This window comes from Caryophanon tenue (genome assembly GCF_001700315.1).
GTDB classification, from domain to species: Bacteria; Bacillota; Bacilli; order Bacillales_A; family Planococcaceae; genus Caryophanon; species Caryophanon tenue.
The window spans coordinates 56861-75359 of sequence record NZ_MASJ01000002.1 but is presented as its reverse complement, the minus strand read 5'-3'; the positions used below and the strand labels follow the sequence as shown (position 1 = coordinate 75359).

Sequence of the window (18499 nt, the reverse complement as noted above, 5' to 3'; positions counted from 1 at the left end):
ATCCTGTATTTTTAGAGAATTTACAAAACAATATAGAGAAATAGTAATTAAAATCCTTACATGAAATCCAATTATAAAATATCATATGATTTCAAGCATCTCACGTACATTTGCGTTATACTAAAGAAAAATTTAAATGATTAGGTGAAATAATATATGCGTATTAATAAATATTTAGCAGAAACAGGTGTCGTGTCACGTCGCGGTGCGGACGCTTGGATTGAAGCAGGTCGTATTACGATTAATGACGAGCTTGCGACATTAGGAAGTAAAGTGGAAGATGGCGACGTTGTACGTGTCGATGGCAATATCGTTACGCGCGAGCAACAACTTGTGTATATCGCACTGAATAAACCAGTCGGCATTACAAGCACAACCGAACAGCATATTAAAGGGAATGTTGTCGATTTCGTTAATCACCCATTACGTATTTTCCATATCGGGCGTTTAGACAAAGACTCTGAAGGCTTACTATTATTAACGAACGACGGGGATATCGTCAACGAAATTTTACGTGCTGAAAACCATCACGAAAAAGAATATATCGTACAAGTGGATAAACCAATTGATGAAGCTTTCTTAAACAAAATGAGCAGTGGCGTAGAAATTTTAGATACGACTACCCTGCCATGTAAAGTTGAAAAAATTTCATCAAACGTATTCCGTATCATTTTAGAACAAGGATTAAACCGTCAAATTCGTCGCATGTGTTCAGCATGTGGATACAATGTAAAGCGTCTACAACGTATTCGTATTATGAATATCCAGCTAGGGAATTTAAAAGTAGGGCAATGGCGTGACCTAACAGATAAAGAGCGCAATGAACTATTCCAACTACTAAACTATAAACAAAACTAAAAGAGGCGTCGGGGAAAATTTCTCCGACACCTCTTTCGTTATTTATTAGTTATCCACATGTGTATAACTTACACCACAAAATGTTATCCACAGATTTAGACAAGTCGTTTACAAGCCACCTAAATAAGCGGCGCGTACTTCATCACTTTCCTTCAACTCTTTTGCGGAGCCTGCTAATACGATTTTTCCGGTTTCAAGCACGTATGCGCGGTGGGCAACGGATAGTGCCATGTGCGCATTTTGCTCGACTAATAAAACCGTTGTGCCTTCTGCATTGACCATCTTAATAATTTCAAAAATCGCTTTTACCATTAACGGCGCTAAGCCCATAGACGGTTCATCCATTAAAATCAATTTAGGCTTTGCCATAAGCGCTCGTCCCATTGCGAGCATTTGCTGCTCACCACCCGATAATGTACCCGACAACTGCTTTTTACGTTCTAGTAAGCGTGGGAATAACTCATACACATGGTCTAAATCTTTTGCAATGCCGTCCTTATCTTTCCGTAAATAAGCACCTAAATCTAAATTTTCTTCTACCGTTAAGTTCGCGAATACGCGACGCCCTTCTGGTACATGTGACATGCCTGCCTTTACAATCGTTTGCGCCGGCTTTCCACTAATTTTATTGCCCAAATACATGACGTCGCCAGACTTTGGCTTGAGTAATCCTGATAAGGTTTTTAATAGTGTCGATTTCCCTGCACCATTTGCACCGATTAACGTCACAATTTCTCCTTCATGAACTTCTAGCGATACACCGTGGAGTGCCTGAATATTACCGTAAAACACATCAATATTATTCACTTGTAACATTCTCTGCAACCTCCTCTCCTAAATACGCTTCAATTACTTTTGGATTGTTACGGATTTCAATAGGCGTTCCGTCCGCAATAAGCTGCCCGTGGTCGAGCACATAAATTCGTTCACAAATCCCCATAACCAGACTCATATCATGCTCAATTAATAAAATCGTTAAATCAAATTCTTTCCGAATAAATGCAATTAACTCCATTAAATCATGTGTTTCCTGTGGGTTCATCCCTGCCGCTGGTTCATCTAGCAATAAAATACGTGGCTTCGCTGCAAGCGCACGGGCAATTTCTAAACGACGCTGCATGCCATATGGTAAATTTTTGGCTAGCTCATATTTATATTTATCCAAGCCAAATATCTTTAAAAAAGCTTCTGATTCCTCCGTCATCGTTTGCTCACCTGTGAAAAAATTGGGCAAGCGGAAAATAGATGCCATAATGCCATGCTTTGCTAAGGAATGGTTCGCAACTTTTACATTATCAAGTACCGATAACTCTTTAAATAAACGGATATTTTGGAATGTACGGCTAATGCCACTTTGCGTTACTTTGTACGGGTCGAGTCCGTTAAGCTTTTTTCCCTGAAACGTAATAACACCCTCTGTCGGTGCGTAAACTCCCGTTAACATATTGAAGGTCGTCGTTTTCCCTGCACCGTTTGGGCCGATTAAGCCGACAAGCTCTCCTTGATTTAAATGCATATTGACTTGTTGTACCGCCTTTAATCCTCCAAATTGAATACCTAAATTTTCAACGTTTAACAAAAGGTTCGTCATACGTTCTTCCCTCCCTTTTTGCCAAACTTAAAGATATCTGTAATCTCTTTTGTCCCAAGTAAACCAGTTGGACGATAAAGCATTACTAAAATAAGCACTAAGCTGTAAATAATCATACGTGTTTCTGGGAACTCTGCTAAATACGTAGAGACAGCTGTTAGTAATACCGCAGCCAACACTGAACCTGATAAGCTACCTAAGCCACCAAGTACAACGTAAATTAAAATATCAAATGACTTTAAGAAGCCAAATGTCCCTGGCTGAATGATATAAAAGTTATGTGCAAAGATGGCACCTGCAATTCCGGCGAAAAATGCACCAATCCCAAATGCGACAACTTTATAATACGTCGTGTTGATGCCCATCGCGTCCGCGGCAATTTCGTCTTCACGGATTGCAATACATGCCCGACCATGACGTGATTTCGTATAGTTTGAAATGACGATGATTGTTAAGAGCATCGCAAAAAATGCATATGACCATGTTGTTTCACGCATGACCGTCATACCAGCTGCGCCGCCAACATAATCGACATTTAAAATAACGATTCGAATAATTTCAGCAAAGCCGAGTGTTGCAATCGCTAAATAATCGCCTTTTAAGCGTAGCGTTGGAATCCCGATTAATAATCCCGCAAGCAGTGCAATAATCCCTGCGGCAACAATTGCTGCAATAAATGGTAATTCTAATTTCATTGTAAAAATTGCTGATACATATGCACCAACTGCCATAAAGCCGGCATGCCCTATCGAAAACTGTCCTGTAATCCCGATAATAATATGCAAACTGACTGCTAGCATGACATTAATACACATCGTAATTAACATATTGCTATAGTACGAACCAATCATGCCACTCGACATAGCAAATTGCACGATAGCGTAAATGATGATACCAATCAGTAAATATGCCCAAAAAGCTTTTGATTTTTTCATCGCGCATCCACCTACACTTTCTCGCGGGTATTTTTGCCAAATAGCCCTGATGGTTTAAAGATTAAAATAACGATTAAAATTAAAAATGCGGCTGCATCACGCCATGACGAGAAGCCCATCGCACTAACAAATGTTTCAACGACACCTAAAAGCATACCGCCTACCATCGCACCTGGAATGCTACCAATCCCACCAAGTACTGCGGCGATAAATGCTTTAATCCCTGGAATCATCCCCATTAATGGGTCAATCTTTGTATAGTACACACCAAAAATAACACCGGCTGCCCCTGCTAATGCCGACCCAATGGCAAATGTCGCAGAAATCGTATTATCAACGTTAATCCCCATTAATTTTGCCGCTTCTGCATCATGTGATACCGCGCGCATGGCTTTCCCAATTTTCGTTTTATGCACGATAAATTGAAGTAGTAACATCAATGCTACAGAGACACCTAAAATTAATAATGAGAGTGAGCTAATTTGTGCACCGAATACATCAATCGCCCTATTTTCAATTGTCGATGGGTAAACAGCTGACTGTGCCCCTCGGAAGAAAATCATTGTATATTCAATTAGCAATGACACACCGATTGCGGTAATAAGCGCCGCAATACGCGTAGCATTTCGTAAGCGCTTATAAGCGACACGTTCAATGATGACACCAATTAATGCACAAACAATCATCGATAATAAAAGTGCTGAAAAGAACCCTAAATTCCAATGAGAAATCGACCAAAATCCAATAAATGCGCCAATCATAAAGACATCGCCATGCGCGAAGTTAATTAATTTAATAATGCCGTATACCATCGTATAACCTAGTGCGATAAGCGCATAAATACTTCCAATCGAAATTCCGTTTACTAGCTGTTGAAGCCACTCCATGTGCCTCACTCCTTTACGAGCAATTCATAAATATTCACCATATAAAAAAAGGAGGGCTAAAAATTTCAGCCTTCCCTTCTCATAGAAATCATCCTATAAGTAGCCTCTTATCCACTTGTAAAAGACCGTTACTCTGGATCAATTTTTGAGTTAAACACTTGGCTACCGTCAACAAATTCTAAAACTGTCGCTGATTTTACAGGATTATGCTCGTCATCTACAGTGAAAGTACCCGTTACAAGTGATAAATTCTCTGTTGCAGCTAATGCATCCTTAATCGCTTCACCATCTAAGCTATCTGCACGGTCAATCGCATCCGCTAAATAGTACACCGTATCGTAACCTAATGCGTTAAAGGCATTCGGTGCTGTGTCACCATTATCTGCTTTAAACGCCTCTACGAATTTTTGAATTTTTTCATCTGGGTCACCTGATGAATAGTGGTTCGTAATAAATGTGTTGTTTAGCGCCTCACCACCGGCTAAATCAATGAGTGTTGGCGAATCCCAGCCATCTGCACCCATTAGTGGTACATCAATACCTAATTCACGCGCCTGCTTCACGATTAAACCAACTTCTTCGTAATAACCTGGAATAAAGATGAAGTCTGGATTCTCACCTTTTAAATTCGTCAGCTGTGTACGGAAGTCTGTGTCTTTCGCAACATAGGCTTCTTCTCCAACAACTGTGCCACCATTCGCTTCAATTTGCTCTTTGAATGAAGCCGCTAAGCCTTTTGCATAGTCTGATGCATTATCCGCAAAAATCGCTACGTTTTTCGCACTTAGCTCATTCGCCGCAAAGTTCGCCGCTACCGTCCCTTGGAATGGGTCAATGAAACATGTACGGAATGCATACTCATTCACCGAACCATCTTCATTTACAGTAATGTTCGGCGCTGTACCTGATGCTGTCACAATCGGGATTTTATTTTCATTTGCTAACTGCACTGTCGCTACTGTATTTCCTGATGTTGCAGGTGCAATCATCGCTACAACTTCATCTTGTTCAATTAACTTAAGCGCTGCATTTGTTGCTTCTGCGTTTTCAGACTTATTGTCAGCTGAAATTAACTCAATTTCCTTCCCATCAATACCGCCATTTTCATTAATTTCTTTAATGGCTAGCTCTGCACCATCTAAAATTGATGAGCCATATGACGCTACTGCTCCTGAAAGTTCTAAATTGGCTCCAATTTTAATTGTGTCTGCATCTGAACTGCCGCCGCTATCTCCACCATCTTCATTACAAGCTGCTAATACAGATGTCGCTAGCACCCCTACTAACGCTAATGAACCAAACTTTTTTGTATAACGCATATTCCCCATCCAAAACTCCCCTTTACAATTTTTTAAAAATATTAGATATTTCTGATAATTATATAGGAATAATCGTTACTTCTCAATATCATTTTTACCACTTTCGAGCATTTAACTGTTTTTTTGCACATTTTCATTACACAAAATACAGAACCTAACATCATCACGTAAATAAAAAAGCACTCAGACAATAATATCTGAGTGCTTTTCTTTATGCATCTTGCTTTTTAAATAATTTACCTGGCCAATATGCCCAACGTCCTAATACCGTCGTAATTGCTGGTACAAGTAATGGTCGAACGATAAATGTATCAAGTAATACACCGATTGCCGTTACAACACCGAACTGTACAAGTAATTGAATTGGTAATGTCGCAAGTACCGCAAATGTGCCGGCTAAAATTAAGCCTGCTGATGTAATAACAGCTCCTGTTTGTGAAACCCCTGCAACAATTGATTCTTTCATTGACTTACCTTCTTTACGTGCCTTCCAAATATCTGAAATCATAAAGATATTGTAGTCATTACCAAGTGCGATAATGAATACGAATGAGTACAATGGAATCGAACTTGCAATTGCCTCTGCTCCGAAGAAATTGTGTAAAATTAACCAACCTGCTCCAAGCGCTGCAAAGAATGACACAACAACTGTTACCATTAATTGAAGCGTTGTAAAGAATGCTTTTAAATACACTAGTAAAATAAGCGCAATAATCACAATCATGACTGGTTGAATCACTGATTCGTCACGTGTTTGTACATCAGCTGTATCCACTTGGTTAGCTGTTTCGCCACCAACCCAAGATGCTTCATCTGCATTATCAATACCTGCGTCACTTAAAATCGCTGGCAGTTGCTCACGTAAGTCACGTACATCTTCCATCGCTTCTTGTGAATACGGGTTTTTATTTAAATCAATTTCGTACATTTGAATTGTACTATCAACTTCACTTACTTCCATTGGCTGTACAATGCCCACATACGGTAATGCTTCTAACTGTGGTGTAAGGTCAATGTCTTGTCCATCTGTATCAACAAGAATGCTTACAGGTGCTAATTCCCCTGCTGTAAAGTTTTCCTCGATTAATGCAAAACCTTCGCGAGACTGCATATCTTCTGGGAATGATGATAATAAATCATAACTATATTTAATTTGTGTTGAATACAGTGCTAAAGCAATTAACACAATGCTCGTTACGATAATTACTAACCATGGCTTACCTGTCGCAAAGCGTCCAATTTTGCGCATGAAGCGGTGATTTTCTTTACGTACTTTTACTGGTTTATTTTTCTTTTCAGCATGCTCCTTTTCGCCCTGCTCTGTACGAGGTACGACTGGCCAAAATGCGAAGCGACCCATCAATGATAAAATTGCTGGTAATACTGTTAATACGGCAATACCCATCACAATAACAGCGAAACTAAATGGTACTGCGAAGCGTTGGAACGCTCCGTAATCCGCTAATGCTAATGTTGCTAAACCTACCATTACCGTTGCAGCACTCATAAAAATAGCACCTGCTGATTGGCTAAATGCCTTGCTCAGAGCGATAAATTTATTTTCTTCATCTAATAAAATATCACGGTAACGTGTAATTAAGAATAGACAATAATCCGTACCTGCACCAAACAATAATACGAGCATAATCGCAATTGCTTGTGCATCTTTTTCAATCCAACCTTGTTCGACAAAAGCACCTAAAGCTGGGCTAATAACAAGGTACGCAATACCAACAACGATAATCGGTACTACTGCTAAAATTGGTGAACGATAAATGACTAATAATAACACTAAAATTAATATGACAGTTGCTGTCATTAATTTAAAGTCAGCTGATTTGAATAAATCTGTCGCGTCTACCGAAATACCAACTGGCCCAGAGAAACGAGCTGTTAATTCATCACCATCTAACGCAGCTCCAAATACGTTATTACCTGCTTGTTCTTCCGTAATGTCAGCAATAACGGCTAAGTTTTCTTTTAATGTTTCTGTATTGGTATCTGTCTCAAAGAATACAGGTGTTACAATTGATGATCCATTTTCAGATACTTGGCTAAATAACGCTTCTGCTGGCATATCTTGGAATGGTGGCAATGTTGATTGCCCCGCTAACGGATTTTCATTTAACTCCGCATATAATGCTTGAATTGCCTGTAAGTCTGTCGGTTCAAGCCCCGCTTCTTTATACCAAACAAGTAGTAAAGGTATGCCTGAATCATTCGGGAATTTTTCAGCCATTAACTCGCTTGCTTGTCTTGCTTCTGAATACTCTGGTAGGTCTTCGCCTGTGTTCGATTCCATTCCATTTACTTGTGGGAATAGTAACGATAAAATGACAATCGCAATAAGCCAAACGCCTAATACGACCCAGCGTGATGTTTTACCAGAAACCTTCGTGCTAAACTTCTCCAATGGATTACTCACACTATTTCCTCCTTTATCGGATACCAGCTATTATAGATAGTGGCTTAATCGCTGCAATCTGATCTTCTTTGCCACTTAAAGCGTTTTCAGTAAACGGCTCGTACGATGGTAAAGGTTTTACATCATATGGTGTTTGTTTATCGCGCTTTAAAATTAAGTTTGTTGAAATTCTCGCTGACTCGATAATAATTGGTAAGCCACTTCCTGGATGTGTACCGCCACCAACTAAATAACAATGATCTAACTCTTCAAATTGATTGTTCGGACGGAATGCCATCATTTGACGTAACTGATGACCTAAGTTGAAGATTGCCCCTTTATATACATGATGCTTATGCTCAAAATCAGCTGGCGTTATCATATGCTCTTGCTCAATATAAGGTGTTAAATCGTCGATGCCTAATTTCTCGCTTACCATGCTAATTAACATGTCGCGATATTCTTCACGGTGCTTCTCCCAATCAATATTGCTAAAGTTATTTGGCACAGGTGCTAGTATATATAACGTAGACTTGCCATCTGGCGCTAATGTTGGATCCGTCACAGTCGCATTTTGAATATAAATGGATGGATCTTCGGAAAGCTCGAATGATTGCGTAATTTCTTCAACGTTTTTGCGATAGTCTTCAGCAAACCAAATTGTGTGGTGCGGAAGGTCAAATTGTTTGCTCACTCCTAAATATAACAAGACTGCCGAGCATGAGTAAGGTTTCTGCTCCAGTTTTTCTGCAGCATATTTTTTTAGAATGCCTGGTTCTACAAGTTTTGTCATTACTGTAGAGAAATCACCATTTACGACAACATCATCCGCTGCGACAAATTCTCCATTGTCTAACTCTACACCTTTAACGGTTTTGCCTTCGATGACCATCTTTTTAACACCACAATTTGTTGTTATCGTTGCGCCTTCTTCTTCAGCTACTTTTGCCATTGCTTTCGTTAGCTGATTTAGACCACCTTTAATATGGTACACGCCGTAAGCATGTTCAATATAAGAAAGAATCGAGAATGCTCCTGGACTTTCCCACGGTGACATCCCTAAATATTTGGACTGGAATGTAAATGCAAGTTGCAGTTTTTCGTCTTTAAAGAACGTGCTTAATGTATCCATTAATGACTTACCAATCTCAAGTTCCGGTAATGCTTTAAAAGCTTCGGGCTTTAAAAGACTACGGTAGCCTGTCATATCACTTTGTAAAAGTGGCGCTAATGTTTGAAGTTTCTTTTGATTTTTCACTAAATAACGTTGGAAACCTTGTTCATTCCCTGGAAATACACGATTAATTTGACGAATCATTTCTTCAACATCGCGCGTCATTTTTATTTTTTTATCGCGGAACACTAATTCATACATCGGGTCTAAATGCATTAACTCAATATAATCATGAATATTACGACCCGTTACTTCAAAAATCTCTTCCGCTAAATAAGCCATATTGAGAAAGGTAGGACCTAAGTCAAAACGATAATCACCTAATTGAATGTGGCTCGTTCGTCCACCGATGTACGGTTGCTTTTCATAAACATGTACATCATATCCTTTATGTGCCAATAACATAGCCGCTGTTAAACCACCAGGGCCTGCTCCTATTACAACAATTTTTTTTGACATCGTAAAACCTCCCTTAAATTCTTTTTATATAACACTGTACAAACATTGTACATTATTTGTATAATGTTTTTCAAGAAGGAAATGAAAAAAATAGCAAAACATTGTATATTCACTGAATTTCTGCTTTCAAAAGCGTACAAAACATTGTACAGTAGACAATAACGTTCTACAGTTCGGAGGTGCCCTATGGCTCAATCATTTCATCAAGCCACATATTCAATTCAACAAGTGTCAGAGCATACCGGTTTGTCTAAACAATTAATTCGAAAATGGGAAGATCGCTATGCAATCGTTACCCCACAAAGACTAGACAATGGTTATCGCGTCTACACAGAGCAAGATATTGCGGTGCTCACACGTGTTATTTCCTTAATGGATGAAGGGTATAGCGTGAAGCAGGCCGCTACGTTAATAAAAAGTAAACAACCTGCTTCTCCTATTTTAGAAAAGGAAACGCAGCACACTACGCCTTATGTATCAGAAACAATACAGACACTCATTCAATACGGCGCTGTCGGCAATGACGTAAAAATGCTGCACACATTGCAACAAGCAAATCATACATTAGGTGTTAAAAGGCTCGTTGAAGAAATCATTAATCCTTTTCTTTATGAAGTTGGAGAGCTTTGGTGTGAAGGGATTTGGGGAGAATATCAAGAGGCGCTTTCTAGCTTAGTCATTCGAGACTATCTCGCTAATTTGCGTCGTCAACTCTTTGTATCACCTACCGCACCACTTATTATCGGAAGTTGTTTACCAAATGAGAGACATGAGATTCCAATGCAATTATTACTGCTACAAAGTATGTTTTTAGGATACCGTTCCGTCATGCTTGGACCTGCACCAGCACCAAAAGCGATTGAATCTGCTATCGAAAATTTACATCCTAAAATGGTATTACTATCAGCTATTACAACAATGCCATTTGAAGATAACTACGAAATGATTCAGTCACTCGACCATTTTGCGGCTAAACACCCTACGATTTCATTTTATTTAGGTGGACCAGGTGCCATGCAAGCTTTAAAGCATCAACAGCTCAAAAATATCCATCTAGTTCGTTCCATTGAAGAGATTTTTTAACAATCGACACTATGACCTATACACAAAACCGCTACTTCTGAAACAAAGTAGCGGTTTTGTGTCTTTTACATTTCATAAATTAGAAAACGTTCATGTTCATTATGTTTGTACAAAGTTTGTATACGTATCTCTTTTACAAATGTAAAAGGTGTTTGAGCCATGTATTCAATATAGTCGTGCGAAGGGTAGTATAAAATAATCGTCATAACTCGTGGATGCTGTGCATACGAGTCAAAAAGATTTGCCATGAATTTCATAAATATTTGGACTGAAAAAGGATTAAAGAAGAAAAACACATCTTGTGTTGGCAAAATATCATACGCTTGTGCATAGTTGTATACAAATTCAACGGTATGTTTTTTCGCAGGATGTTTTCGTAAATACGCTGCTTTATTTTGCTTGGCCTCTTCAATATATTGTTCCTTCATATCAATTCCGACTGCTGGAATTCGAAAGCGGTCATACATATAAATTGGCACGCGCCCTTTTCCGCAGCCGATATCGACAAAGGAGCGATTATCTAGCGGATATATATCACCTAAAATATCTAACCCTTCATACGGTGTTGGCTCATAGCGATGATAATGTGCCATTTGTGGAAATCCGTATTGATTCCCTGTTGTTTCAATGTTAAGCTGCTTGTCTCGTTGTGTATCTGACATACTTCCTCTCCCTTCGATTAGCACACTATATCACACTCTTTCACATTGCGACACAACAAATAAATGACACTTATGTCATTTAAATATTGACGTATACGTTGCAAACTTTTATAGTTAAAACTGTACTTAATTCTTTTCATCAAAGGAGCGAAATTCCATGATTGTTGTAACAAACCGTATTGAAGTGAAAAAAGGCTTCGGCAAAAAGATGGCACCAAACTTTACACGTCCAACTGGATTAGAGAAGTTCAAAGGCTTTGTCAAAGTAGAAGTATTAGTTGCTGAAAATGAAGCATCAGACGAAATGAGCGTAAATATGTTCTGGGAGTCTATCGAAGATTTCCAAGTATGGCGCAACTCAGACGAATTTAAAGCAGCACATAAACGTGACGATAAAGCAGAAAAAACTCCTCACGCTCACGGCGATGCACAAGCAGAAAGCCCAATTATCGGTAGTAAATTAGTCATTGCAGAAGTAGCTGCATCATTAGAAGCTTAATTATAAGAGCCACGCATTATTGCGCTGGCTCTTTTTTTGGCGCAAGCTCTACAATTTTAATTTCTTTTGCCACATAGTCATTGTCTTCATGATTTTCTGCTACATATGATTCCGTTAGTATAACGGCGACATCTGCACCCTCCACATCAGCTATTGTTGCTTTATCCATATCATAAGAAATAACGGTATCCGTATTGATAGCCACATAACACATCTTTAATATATCTTCTGTTTGATTAGGTGATACTTCTGCTGTGCACTCAATAAAAAAGCCATCTTCAGTTACATTTTCTGCAATACCTGAAAATGTTGTAAAATCGGAAGCTGGGCTACAGGCAGTCAAAAAAAGAAGCAACGGTATCATCAATAATCGTTTCATTTTTCCACACTCCTTCGAATGATATTTTGTTGAAAAAACACAAATTCTCTTAAGCTGCGTTTTAATGTATCAACTATTTGTCAAATAGATACATAATACTATATACTCGTTTTAACCGTCACGTGATGGTTAAGCCAAATTGGAGGTGACTACATTGGGACAGAGAAACTGAGAATTGGTGAGCTGGCACTAAAAACTGGCATTACAAAACGGACAATTGATTATTATACAAATATCGGCTTGCTCAAAGCTGAACGTTCTTCGTCGAACTATCGTTATTACAATGTGGAAGCTGTAGATGATTTGCACTACATAGAGAAACGAAAAGCGGAAGGACTATGCCTTGAAACGATTCGTAAAGAATTAATTGAACAAAAAGCTGAAGAAGTTGATATACAAGAGATTCGTTTAAAAATGCAGGATTTAGAGAAAGATGTGTCGAAGCTAATCGCCACATTAGATGAACAAATGGGTGATGAACAGTCTGTCAAAACAACCATTTCTAAAGAAGGTTTAGCATTAATTAAATCTTTAGCATTACTATTACATTAACCCCAGGAGGTGAATGTCTTACACATTTGTGTAAGACTTCTGAGTGACCATAGTCAACTTATCTATATTTACTATTTTAATCGCATTAACTGCATTCTTCGTAGCTACGGAGTTCGCTATCGTAAAAGTGCGTCAATCACGCATTGACCAATTAGTAGCTGAAGGAAAAACAGGTTCTGCCGCTGCTAAACAAGTAACATCTCATTTAGATGAGTATTTATCTGCCTGTCAATTAGGTATTACCGTAACCGCATTAGGTATTGGTATGGTTGGTGAATCGACATTTGAATTTATTTTACACCCATTCTTTACAGGAATCGGTATTGGTGAAGAATATATTCATTTCTTCACAATCGGTGCAGCGTTTTTAATCGCCACATTTTTACACGTAGTTGTTGGTGAACTAGCGCCAAAAACAATTGCTATTCAAAAAGCTGAAGCGGTGACATTAGCTTTCGCAAAACCAATTCAAATTTTCTATCGTATTCTTTATCCGTTTATTTGGGTTTTAAACGGTTCTGCCCGTCTTTTATTAAAAGCATTCGGTATGAAACCAGCCTCTGAGCATGAGCTATCTCATACAGAAGAAGAATTACGTTCTTTATTAGCCGAAAGTTTTAAATCAGGCGAAATTAATAAAAACGAATTAAAATATGTAAATAATGTGTTTGAATTCGATGATAAAATCTCTCGTGAAATTATGGTACCTCGTACAGAAATTACAGCCTTTGAACGCACTGCTTCGTTAGAGGAAGTATTAGATGTCATTTCCCAAGAACAATATACACGCTACCCTGTGTATGACGGTGACCGTGATAATATTGTCGGTTTCATTAATATTAAAGAGTTTTTAACACAAGGTATGACCAATCGTGTAACATCTGAAACATTTACAATTGATAACTTTTTACATCCCGTTATTAATACAATTGAAACAACACCGATTCATGATTTACTTGCGAAAATGCAGCGTGAACGTACACACCTTGCTATCTTACTAGATGAGTACGGTGGTACATCAGGTCTCGTTACTGTTGAAGATATTTTAGAGGAGCTTGTTGGTGAAATTCGCGATGAATTCGATGCTGACGAAGTGCCAGAAATTCGTAAAGTGCGTGACAATCACTACATTGTCGACGCGAAATTATTAATTGACGATGTTAGTAATTTACTAAATGTGCCACTAGAAGCTGAAGATGTAGATACAATCGCAGGCTGGTACTTGATGCAAAATACAGACTTAGATGCTAATACACTTGTTGCCTTCGAAGGCTTTGAATTTACCGTTTATGAAAAAGAAGGGCACCAGTTACAATACATCGAGATTAAACGTGCCCAACAACCTGTGAAAGTACCCGTAGAAGCATAAGCTATAAAACAAAAAGACACTGAAACAAAAAGAAATATCCTTCAGCAACGATAACTGCTGAAGGATATTTTTTTGCGCTTATTCAGCGTTTGGATAAATCATTGTTGCTGGGTCTACATATTCATCGTACTGCTCTTCTGTTAAGTAACCAGTAGCAAGTGCCGCTTCTTTTAATGTTGTCCCTTCTTTATGCGCTTTCTTCGCAATTTCAGCTGCTTTTTCGTAGCCGATATATGGGTTTAACGCTGTGACAAGCATTAATGAGTTCTTTAAGTTGTTCGCTAATACTTCGTGGTTCGGCTCGATACCAACCGCACAGTTATCGTTAAAGCTTTGCATAGAATCTGCAAGTAAACGAGCTGATTGTAAGAAGTTATAAATGATAACTGGTTTAAATACGTTCAGCTCGAAGTTACCTTGTGAAGCTGCAAAACCGATTGCTGCATCGTTACCGAATACTTGGCAAGCAACCATTGTCATTGCTTCTGACTGTGTAGGGTTTACTTTACCTGGCATAATTGATGAACCTGGCTCGTTTTCTGGGATTGTAATTTCGCCAATACCAGAACGTGGACCTGAAGCTAACCAACGTACGTCATTTGCAATTTTCATCAAGTCTGCCGCTAATGCTTTTAATGCACCATGTGCTGTCGTTACTTCATCATGAGATGTTAACGCATGGAATTTATTTTCAGCAGATGTGAATGACTTCCCTGTATAAGCAGAAATTTCTTCGGCAACCATATCACCGAATTTCGGATGTGCATTAATGCCCGTACCTACTGCCGTACCGCCGATTGCTAGCTCTTTCATAAACTCATTTGTTACTTGAATCATTTTTTCAGACTTCACAAGCATATGTGTCCAGCCTGAAATTTCTTGGCCAAGTGTTAATGGTGTTGCATCTTGTAAATGCGTACGACCTACTTTAATAATATCTTTAAATGCTTCTTGCTTCGCTTGGAACGTCGCTTTTAGCACGTTTAATTTTGGTAATACTAATTCTTCCACTGCTAAGACAGCTGCCACATGTAGTGCTGTTGGGAATGTATCATTCGAGCTTTGAGACATATTTACGTCATCGTTTGGATGTACTGTTTCATCTGACCCTTGCTCTTGTAATAATTGGTTTGCACGGAATGATAACACTTCATTCACGTTCATGTTTGATTGTGTACCTGAACCCGTTTGCCATACTACTAATGGGAATTGGTCATCCAATTTACCTGCTAGTACTTCATCTGCAGCAGCAACGATTGCGCCCGCTTTTGCATCTGATAACTTTCCTAGCTTTTGGTTTGCTAATGCCGCTGAACGTTTTAAAATTGCAAATGCGTAAATAATTTCAACTGGCATTTTTTCTGTACCAATTTTAAAGTTTTGTAAGCTACGCTGTGTTTGTGCTTTCCAAAGTTTATCTGCTGGTACTTGAATCTCACCCATCGTGTCTTTTTCAATACGGAATTCCATGTAAATTCTCTCCTTTAGGCAATGTGTTTGAAAAAGGGCAAACCAGGCATGACAAATAATCTGCGCTGTTTTGCCCTCTTCATCGGAATTTAACTTCAACTGAAATGTGGAATAAGCTTTACAACGATAATGATAATCAATATCATCTTATACGTCAACTAATTATTTTCCTATTGTTCTGATAAAAGAATACGTTACAATGGCATTGAGTCAAAACTTTTATGAGGTGATATTTCTTGCAACGAAAACAATATATTCAAACGGCAACAATTGAAGCAGGCATTACGTTAAAGACAGAGGATTTACCTGAAAAAGCAAATATGGCGTTGCACGTTTGTCAGAACGAACAGGCAATTATCCATAACCGTCAGCAACTTGCTGCTCAACTTAATACTAGGCTAACACAATTTGTATGTGCACACCAAACACATAGCGCTAACTTTTTACGTGTAGAGCAAGCACATCGCGGAGCAGGTAGTACAACTCAATTATCGGCTATCGATAATACAGACGGCTTATACACATTTGAAAAAGATACGGTACTATGCAGTTTTTCAGCAGATTGTGTACCAGTCTTTCTATATGACGAAACAACAGGTATGATTGGTGCTATTCATTCTGGTTGGCAAGGAACGGTTAAAGAAATCACTAAAAAAATGGTCGACCATCTTATTCATGTCGAAAAGCTTGCACCTGAAAATATACATATCCATATCGGTATGGCACTGAGTCAGAAACGCTTTGAAGTAGACCGTGATGTATATGAGAAATTCACTGCACTTGGCTATGCTGATGATTTTATATATTACAATGACGACACTCAGAAATATCATATTGATAACCAATTAACTGTTAAGCAACAATGCATGCTTGCTGGTATTCCAGAAGCTAATATTACACTAGACCGCACATGTACATTCGATAGTCATGACGCCTTTTCTTATCGTGAAGACCGTCAAGCTGGCCGCCACCTGAGCTATATCATTCGACGTGCATAAATAAAAAAGTACCATCCGGATTTATCTACGCGGATGGTACTTCTTTTTCATTACGGATGGAGCACACCTTCGATATCTCGAAAATGAGTGACACAATCACGTCCATGTTCCTTTGAATAATATAGTGCACGGTCTGCTCGGTTCACGATCATCGTATCACTATCACCTTCACGATAGGTCGCAATGCCGACACTAATTGTAATATGCTGTACATATTCAAATAAATACTCTCGGATAATCGTATTCAAAGCTTTCCCGATTTTCATCGACTGCTGTTGATTCGCAGACGATAACAAAATTAAAAATTCTTCGCCACCGTAGCGCGCAACAATACCATCTTCCCCAATATGCTCTCGCATCAATCGTGCTACTTTGATTAATACATAATCACCAATTTGATGCCCGTACGTATCATTTACCTTTTTAAAGAAATCAATATCTACTAATAAAACCGAAAAACTATCCGGTTTAGCTTGTTGCATACGGCGTGTCAAATGTTCTTCGATATAACGACGGTTGTAAAGGCTTGTAAGCTTATCCGTATTTGTAAGGGTGATTAATTCTTGCTGGCGCTGCTCAATTTCTTGATGTAGTTTTTGAAGCTCTTGAAAGGCTTTATCCTTTTCTGCATTGGCACATTCTAATTGCTTCGTCATGTCGCGCAGCTCTCGCTCATACTTCATACGTTGCGTCATCGGCATAATAATGCAGTCAATATGCTCTTGTTCACCTTGTCCTAAGCGAATTGCACTCAAAATTGCAGGTAATTGTTGCTCTTCTGATGTCTCAAAATGTAAGACAAACTCTTGTACAATGCCATTTATGTGTAACATTGGATAGAAGTATGAATAAAACACGAATTTATTGCTCACGGATAAAAGCTGTTCAAGATGCTGCCCTTCCACTTCGTCCGCTACACGCTCAATCCACTCACAAAAAAATGGATTCGCATACGTAATAACCCCGGCCTGATTTAATGACAAAAATCCACAAGGCAAATGACTATATGATGATTGCAAGTACTTGTCGCTCCTTTCTATATATAACGTTGTAATATAGCTACTGTTTCCTCAGGCTGGCTAATTTGAGGATAATGACCTTTTATATTTAAAAAAACAAGCTCACTTCCTGCAATATGCTGATGCAAATATTCCGAAACTTGAACGGGTACAATTGCATCATCTTTGCTTTGAATTAACACAGTTGGTACCTTTATTCTTTCTAAATCAGCACGATGGTCTGCTAAAAATGTTGCAGTCGCAAATTCTCGTGCAATTGCTGCATCATTACTTTTAAATGTTTGTTCTACTTGCGAAGTAGCTTTTGGCGTGCGCTCAGGATCCGTTACAATCGGCGCTAAATGGCTTGCCCATCCTGTAAAGTTCAATTCCATCATTTGGAATAAACCTTCGACAGCTTCCTTCGTAAAACCACCGATATAATCACCATCGTTTAAATAACACGGGGAAGCACCAATCATTATCAACGTTGAAAAAGCATTAGGGCGTTCAAATGATGCAAGCATACCAATCATGGCACTAATCGAATGTCCCACAAACACAACGTTTGTTAAGTTCCATTCATCAATCATATCAATAACATCTTGTGCATAACCATGAAGTGTCGCATACTTTTCAGTAGAATAGGCTGTTTTGTCCGATGCACCTGAACCAACATAATCAAATAACATGACACGGTACTCCTGTGAAAGTGTCGGTAAAATATACTTCCACATTTGTTGGTTACTCGCAAAGCCATGCGCTAGTATAATCGTTTTCTCGCCATTTCCAATGAATTGAACATTATTTCGTTTTTGAATTGTCATGATGATTCCCCCCTAGTATTTATATTATACCGTGA

Annotated in this window: 18 protein-coding genes; 6 read left to right on the top strand and 12 right to left on the bottom strand. The window is 38.7% G+C overall.

Going from position 1 to position 18499, the window contains the following annotated elements; all coding sequences use genetic code 11:
* Positions 1-156: 156 nt before the first annotated feature.
* A complete protein-coding gene (rluF, locus tag A6M13_RS02885; RefSeq protein WP_066542763.1) occupies positions 157-858 on the top strand; it encodes a 23S rRNA pseudouridine(2604) synthase RluF in 702 nt (233 codons plus the stop codon).
* 108 nt (positions 859-966) lie between these two features.
* On the opposite strand, the gene A6M13_RS02880 is transcribed toward rluF, so the two are convergent.
* From A6M13_RS02880 to A6M13_RS02850, 7 genes are all read right to left on the bottom strand, one after another.
* Positions 967-1674 carry an ABC transporter ATP-binding protein gene (locus tag A6M13_RS02880; protein WP_066542762.1) on the bottom strand — a complete coding sequence of 236 codons (708 nt, stop codon included), beginning with the start codon at positions 1672-1674 and terminating at the stop codon, positions 967-969.
* Positions 1658-2449: an ABC transporter ATP-binding protein gene (locus tag A6M13_RS02875; RefSeq protein WP_066542761.1), complete on the bottom strand. Its 792-nt coding sequence runs from the start codon at positions 2447-2449 to the stop codon at positions 1658-1660. The genes A6M13_RS02880 and A6M13_RS02875 overlap by 17 nt, the downstream gene beginning before the upstream one ends.
* Positions 2446-3384 (bottom strand): branched-chain amino acid ABC transporter permease, encoded by a 939-nt coding sequence (locus A6M13_RS02870; RefSeq protein WP_066542760.1) that lies wholly within the window; start codon positions 3382-3384, stop codon positions 2446-2448. The genes A6M13_RS02875 and A6M13_RS02870 overlap by 4 nt, the downstream gene beginning before the upstream one ends.
* An 11-nt stretch (positions 3385-3395) precedes the next feature.
* Positions 3396-4271 carry a branched-chain amino acid ABC transporter permease gene (locus A6M13_RS02865; RefSeq protein ID WP_066542759.1) on the bottom strand — a complete coding sequence of 292 codons (876 nt, stop codon included), beginning with the start codon at positions 4269-4271 and terminating at the stop codon, positions 3396-3398.
* 128 nt (positions 4272-4399) lie between these two features.
* A complete protein-coding gene (locus A6M13_RS02860) occupies positions 4400-5599 on the bottom strand; it encodes an ABC transporter substrate-binding protein (protein WP_066542758.1) in 1200 nt (399 codons plus the stop codon).
* A 202-nt stretch (positions 5600-5801) separates the two neighbouring features.
* Positions 5802-8015 carry an MMPL family transporter gene (locus tag A6M13_RS02855; RefSeq protein WP_066542757.1) on the bottom strand — a complete coding sequence of 738 codons (2214 nt, stop codon included), beginning with the start codon at positions 8013-8015 and terminating at the stop codon, positions 5802-5804.
* Between the two features lie 13 nt (positions 8016-8028).
* Positions 8029-9627 carry a phytoene desaturase family protein gene (locus tag A6M13_RS02850; RefSeq protein WP_066542756.1) on the bottom strand — a complete coding sequence of 533 codons (1599 nt, stop codon included), beginning with the start codon at positions 9625-9627 and terminating at the stop codon, positions 8029-8031.
* Between the two features lie 186 nt (positions 9628-9813).
* Here A6M13_RS02850 and A6M13_RS02845 point away from each other — a divergent pair, with 186 nt between their 5' ends.
* Positions 9814-10710, top strand: coding sequence for a MerR family transcriptional regulator (locus A6M13_RS02845; RefSeq protein ID WP_066542755.1), 897 nt, complete (start codon positions 9814-9816; stop codon positions 10708-10710).
* A 65-nt stretch (positions 10711-10775) separates the two neighbouring features.
* Here A6M13_RS02845 and A6M13_RS02840 read toward each other — a convergent pair whose 3' ends face one another.
* Positions 10776-11372, bottom strand: coding sequence for a methyltransferase domain-containing protein (locus A6M13_RS02840; protein ID WP_066542754.1), 597 nt, complete (start codon positions 11370-11372; stop codon positions 10776-10778).
* A 157-nt stretch (positions 11373-11529) separates the two neighbouring features.
* On the opposite strand from A6M13_RS02840, the gene A6M13_RS02835 reads away from it, so the two are divergent.
* On the top strand, positions 11530-11871 hold the full coding sequence (locus A6M13_RS02835; RefSeq protein ID WP_066542753.1) for a heme oxygenase: 342 nt from the start codon (positions 11530-11532) through the stop codon (positions 11869-11871).
* Between the two features lie 16 nt (positions 11872-11887).
* Here the strand turns inward: A6M13_RS02835 and A6M13_RS02830 are convergent, their stop codons facing one another.
* Positions 11888-12250: a hypothetical protein gene (locus A6M13_RS02830; RefSeq protein ID WP_066542752.1), complete on the bottom strand. Its 363-nt coding sequence runs from the start codon at positions 12248-12250 to the stop codon at positions 11888-11890.
* 168 nt (positions 12251-12418) lie between these two features.
* On the opposite strand from A6M13_RS02830, the gene A6M13_RS02825 reads away from it, so the two are divergent.
* Both A6M13_RS02825 and A6M13_RS02820 read left to right on the top strand, forming a co-directional pair.
* Entirely contained in the window at positions 12419-12802 is a 384-nt protein-coding gene (locus A6M13_RS02825; RefSeq protein ID WP_425393905.1) for a MerR family transcriptional regulator, read from the top strand.
* 43 nt (positions 12803-12845) lie between these two features.
* A complete protein-coding gene (locus A6M13_RS02820; RefSeq protein ID WP_066542750.1) occupies positions 12846-14171 on the top strand; it encodes a hemolysin family protein in 1326 nt (441 codons plus the stop codon).
* A gap of 78 nt (positions 14172-14249) precedes the next feature.
* Here the strand turns inward: A6M13_RS02820 and fumC are convergent, their stop codons facing one another.
* Entirely contained in the window at positions 14250-15641 is a 1392-nt protein-coding gene (gene fumC, locus A6M13_RS02815) for a class II fumarate hydratase (protein ID WP_066542749.1), read from the bottom strand.
* A 236-nt stretch (positions 15642-15877) separates the two neighbouring features.
* On the opposite strand from fumC, the gene pgeF reads away from it, so the two are divergent.
* On the top strand, positions 15878-16639 hold the full coding sequence (pgeF, locus tag A6M13_RS02810; protein ID WP_066542748.1) for a peptidoglycan editing factor PgeF: 762 nt from the start codon (positions 15878-15880) through the stop codon (positions 16637-16639).
* A gap of 50 nt (positions 16640-16689) precedes the next feature.
* On the opposite strand, the gene A6M13_RS02805 is transcribed toward pgeF, so the two are convergent.
* Complete coding sequence (locus A6M13_RS02805; RefSeq protein WP_066542747.1) at positions 16690-17658, bottom strand: sensor domain-containing diguanylate cyclase; 969 nt, start codon at positions 17656-17658, stop codon at positions 16690-16692.
* A gap of 17 nt (positions 17659-17675) precedes the next feature.
* Complete coding sequence (locus tag A6M13_RS02800; RefSeq protein WP_066542746.1) at positions 17676-18464, bottom strand: alpha/beta fold hydrolase; 789 nt, start codon at positions 18462-18464, stop codon at positions 17676-17678.
* Positions 18465-18499 lie beyond the last annotated feature (35 nt).

Coding starts and splice junctions, on each gene's coding strand:
- rluF (WP_066542763.1), top strand. CDS start 157: ATGCGTATTAATAAATATTTAGCAGAAACAGGTGTCGTGTCACGTCGC.
- A6M13_RS02880 (WP_066542762.1), bottom strand. CDS start 1,674: ATGTTACAAGTGAATAATATTGATGTGTTTTACGGTAATATTCAGGCA.
- A6M13_RS02875 (WP_066542761.1), bottom strand. CDS start 2,449: ATGACGAACCTTTTGTTAAACGTTGAAAATTTAGGTATTCAATTTGGA.
- A6M13_RS02870 (WP_066542760.1), bottom strand. CDS start 3,384: ATGAAAAAATCAAAAGCTTTTTGGGCATATTTACTGATTGGTATCATC.
- A6M13_RS02865 (WP_066542759.1), bottom strand. CDS start 4,271: ATGGAGTGGCTTCAACAGCTAGTAAACGGAATTTCGATTGGAAGTATT.
- A6M13_RS02860 (WP_066542758.1), bottom strand. CDS start 5,599: ATGGGGAATATGCGTTATACAAAAAAGTTTGGTTCATTAGCGTTAGTA.
- A6M13_RS02850 (WP_066542756.1), bottom strand. CDS start 9,627: ATGTCAAAAAAAATTGTTGTAATAGGAGCAGGCCCTGGTGGTTTAACA.
- A6M13_RS02845 (WP_066542755.1), top strand. CDS start 9,814: ATGGCTCAATCATTTCATCAAGCCACATATTCAATTCAACAAGTGTCA.
- A6M13_RS02840 (WP_066542754.1), bottom strand. CDS start 11,372: ATGTCAGATACACAACGAGACAAGCAGCTTAACATTGAAACAACAGGG.
- A6M13_RS02835 (WP_066542753.1), top strand. CDS start 11,530: ATGATTGTTGTAACAAACCGTATTGAAGTGAAAAAAGGCTTCGGCAAA.
- A6M13_RS02830 (WP_066542752.1), bottom strand. CDS start 12,250: ATGAAACGATTATTGATGATACCGTTGCTTCTTTTTTTGACTGCCTGT.
- fumC (WP_066542749.1), bottom strand. CDS start 15,641: ATGGAATTCCGTATTGAAAAAGACACGATGGGTGAGATTCAAGTACCA.
- A6M13_RS02800 (WP_066542746.1), bottom strand. CDS start 18,464: ATGACAATTCAAAAACGAAATAATGTTCAATTCATTGGAAATGGCGAG.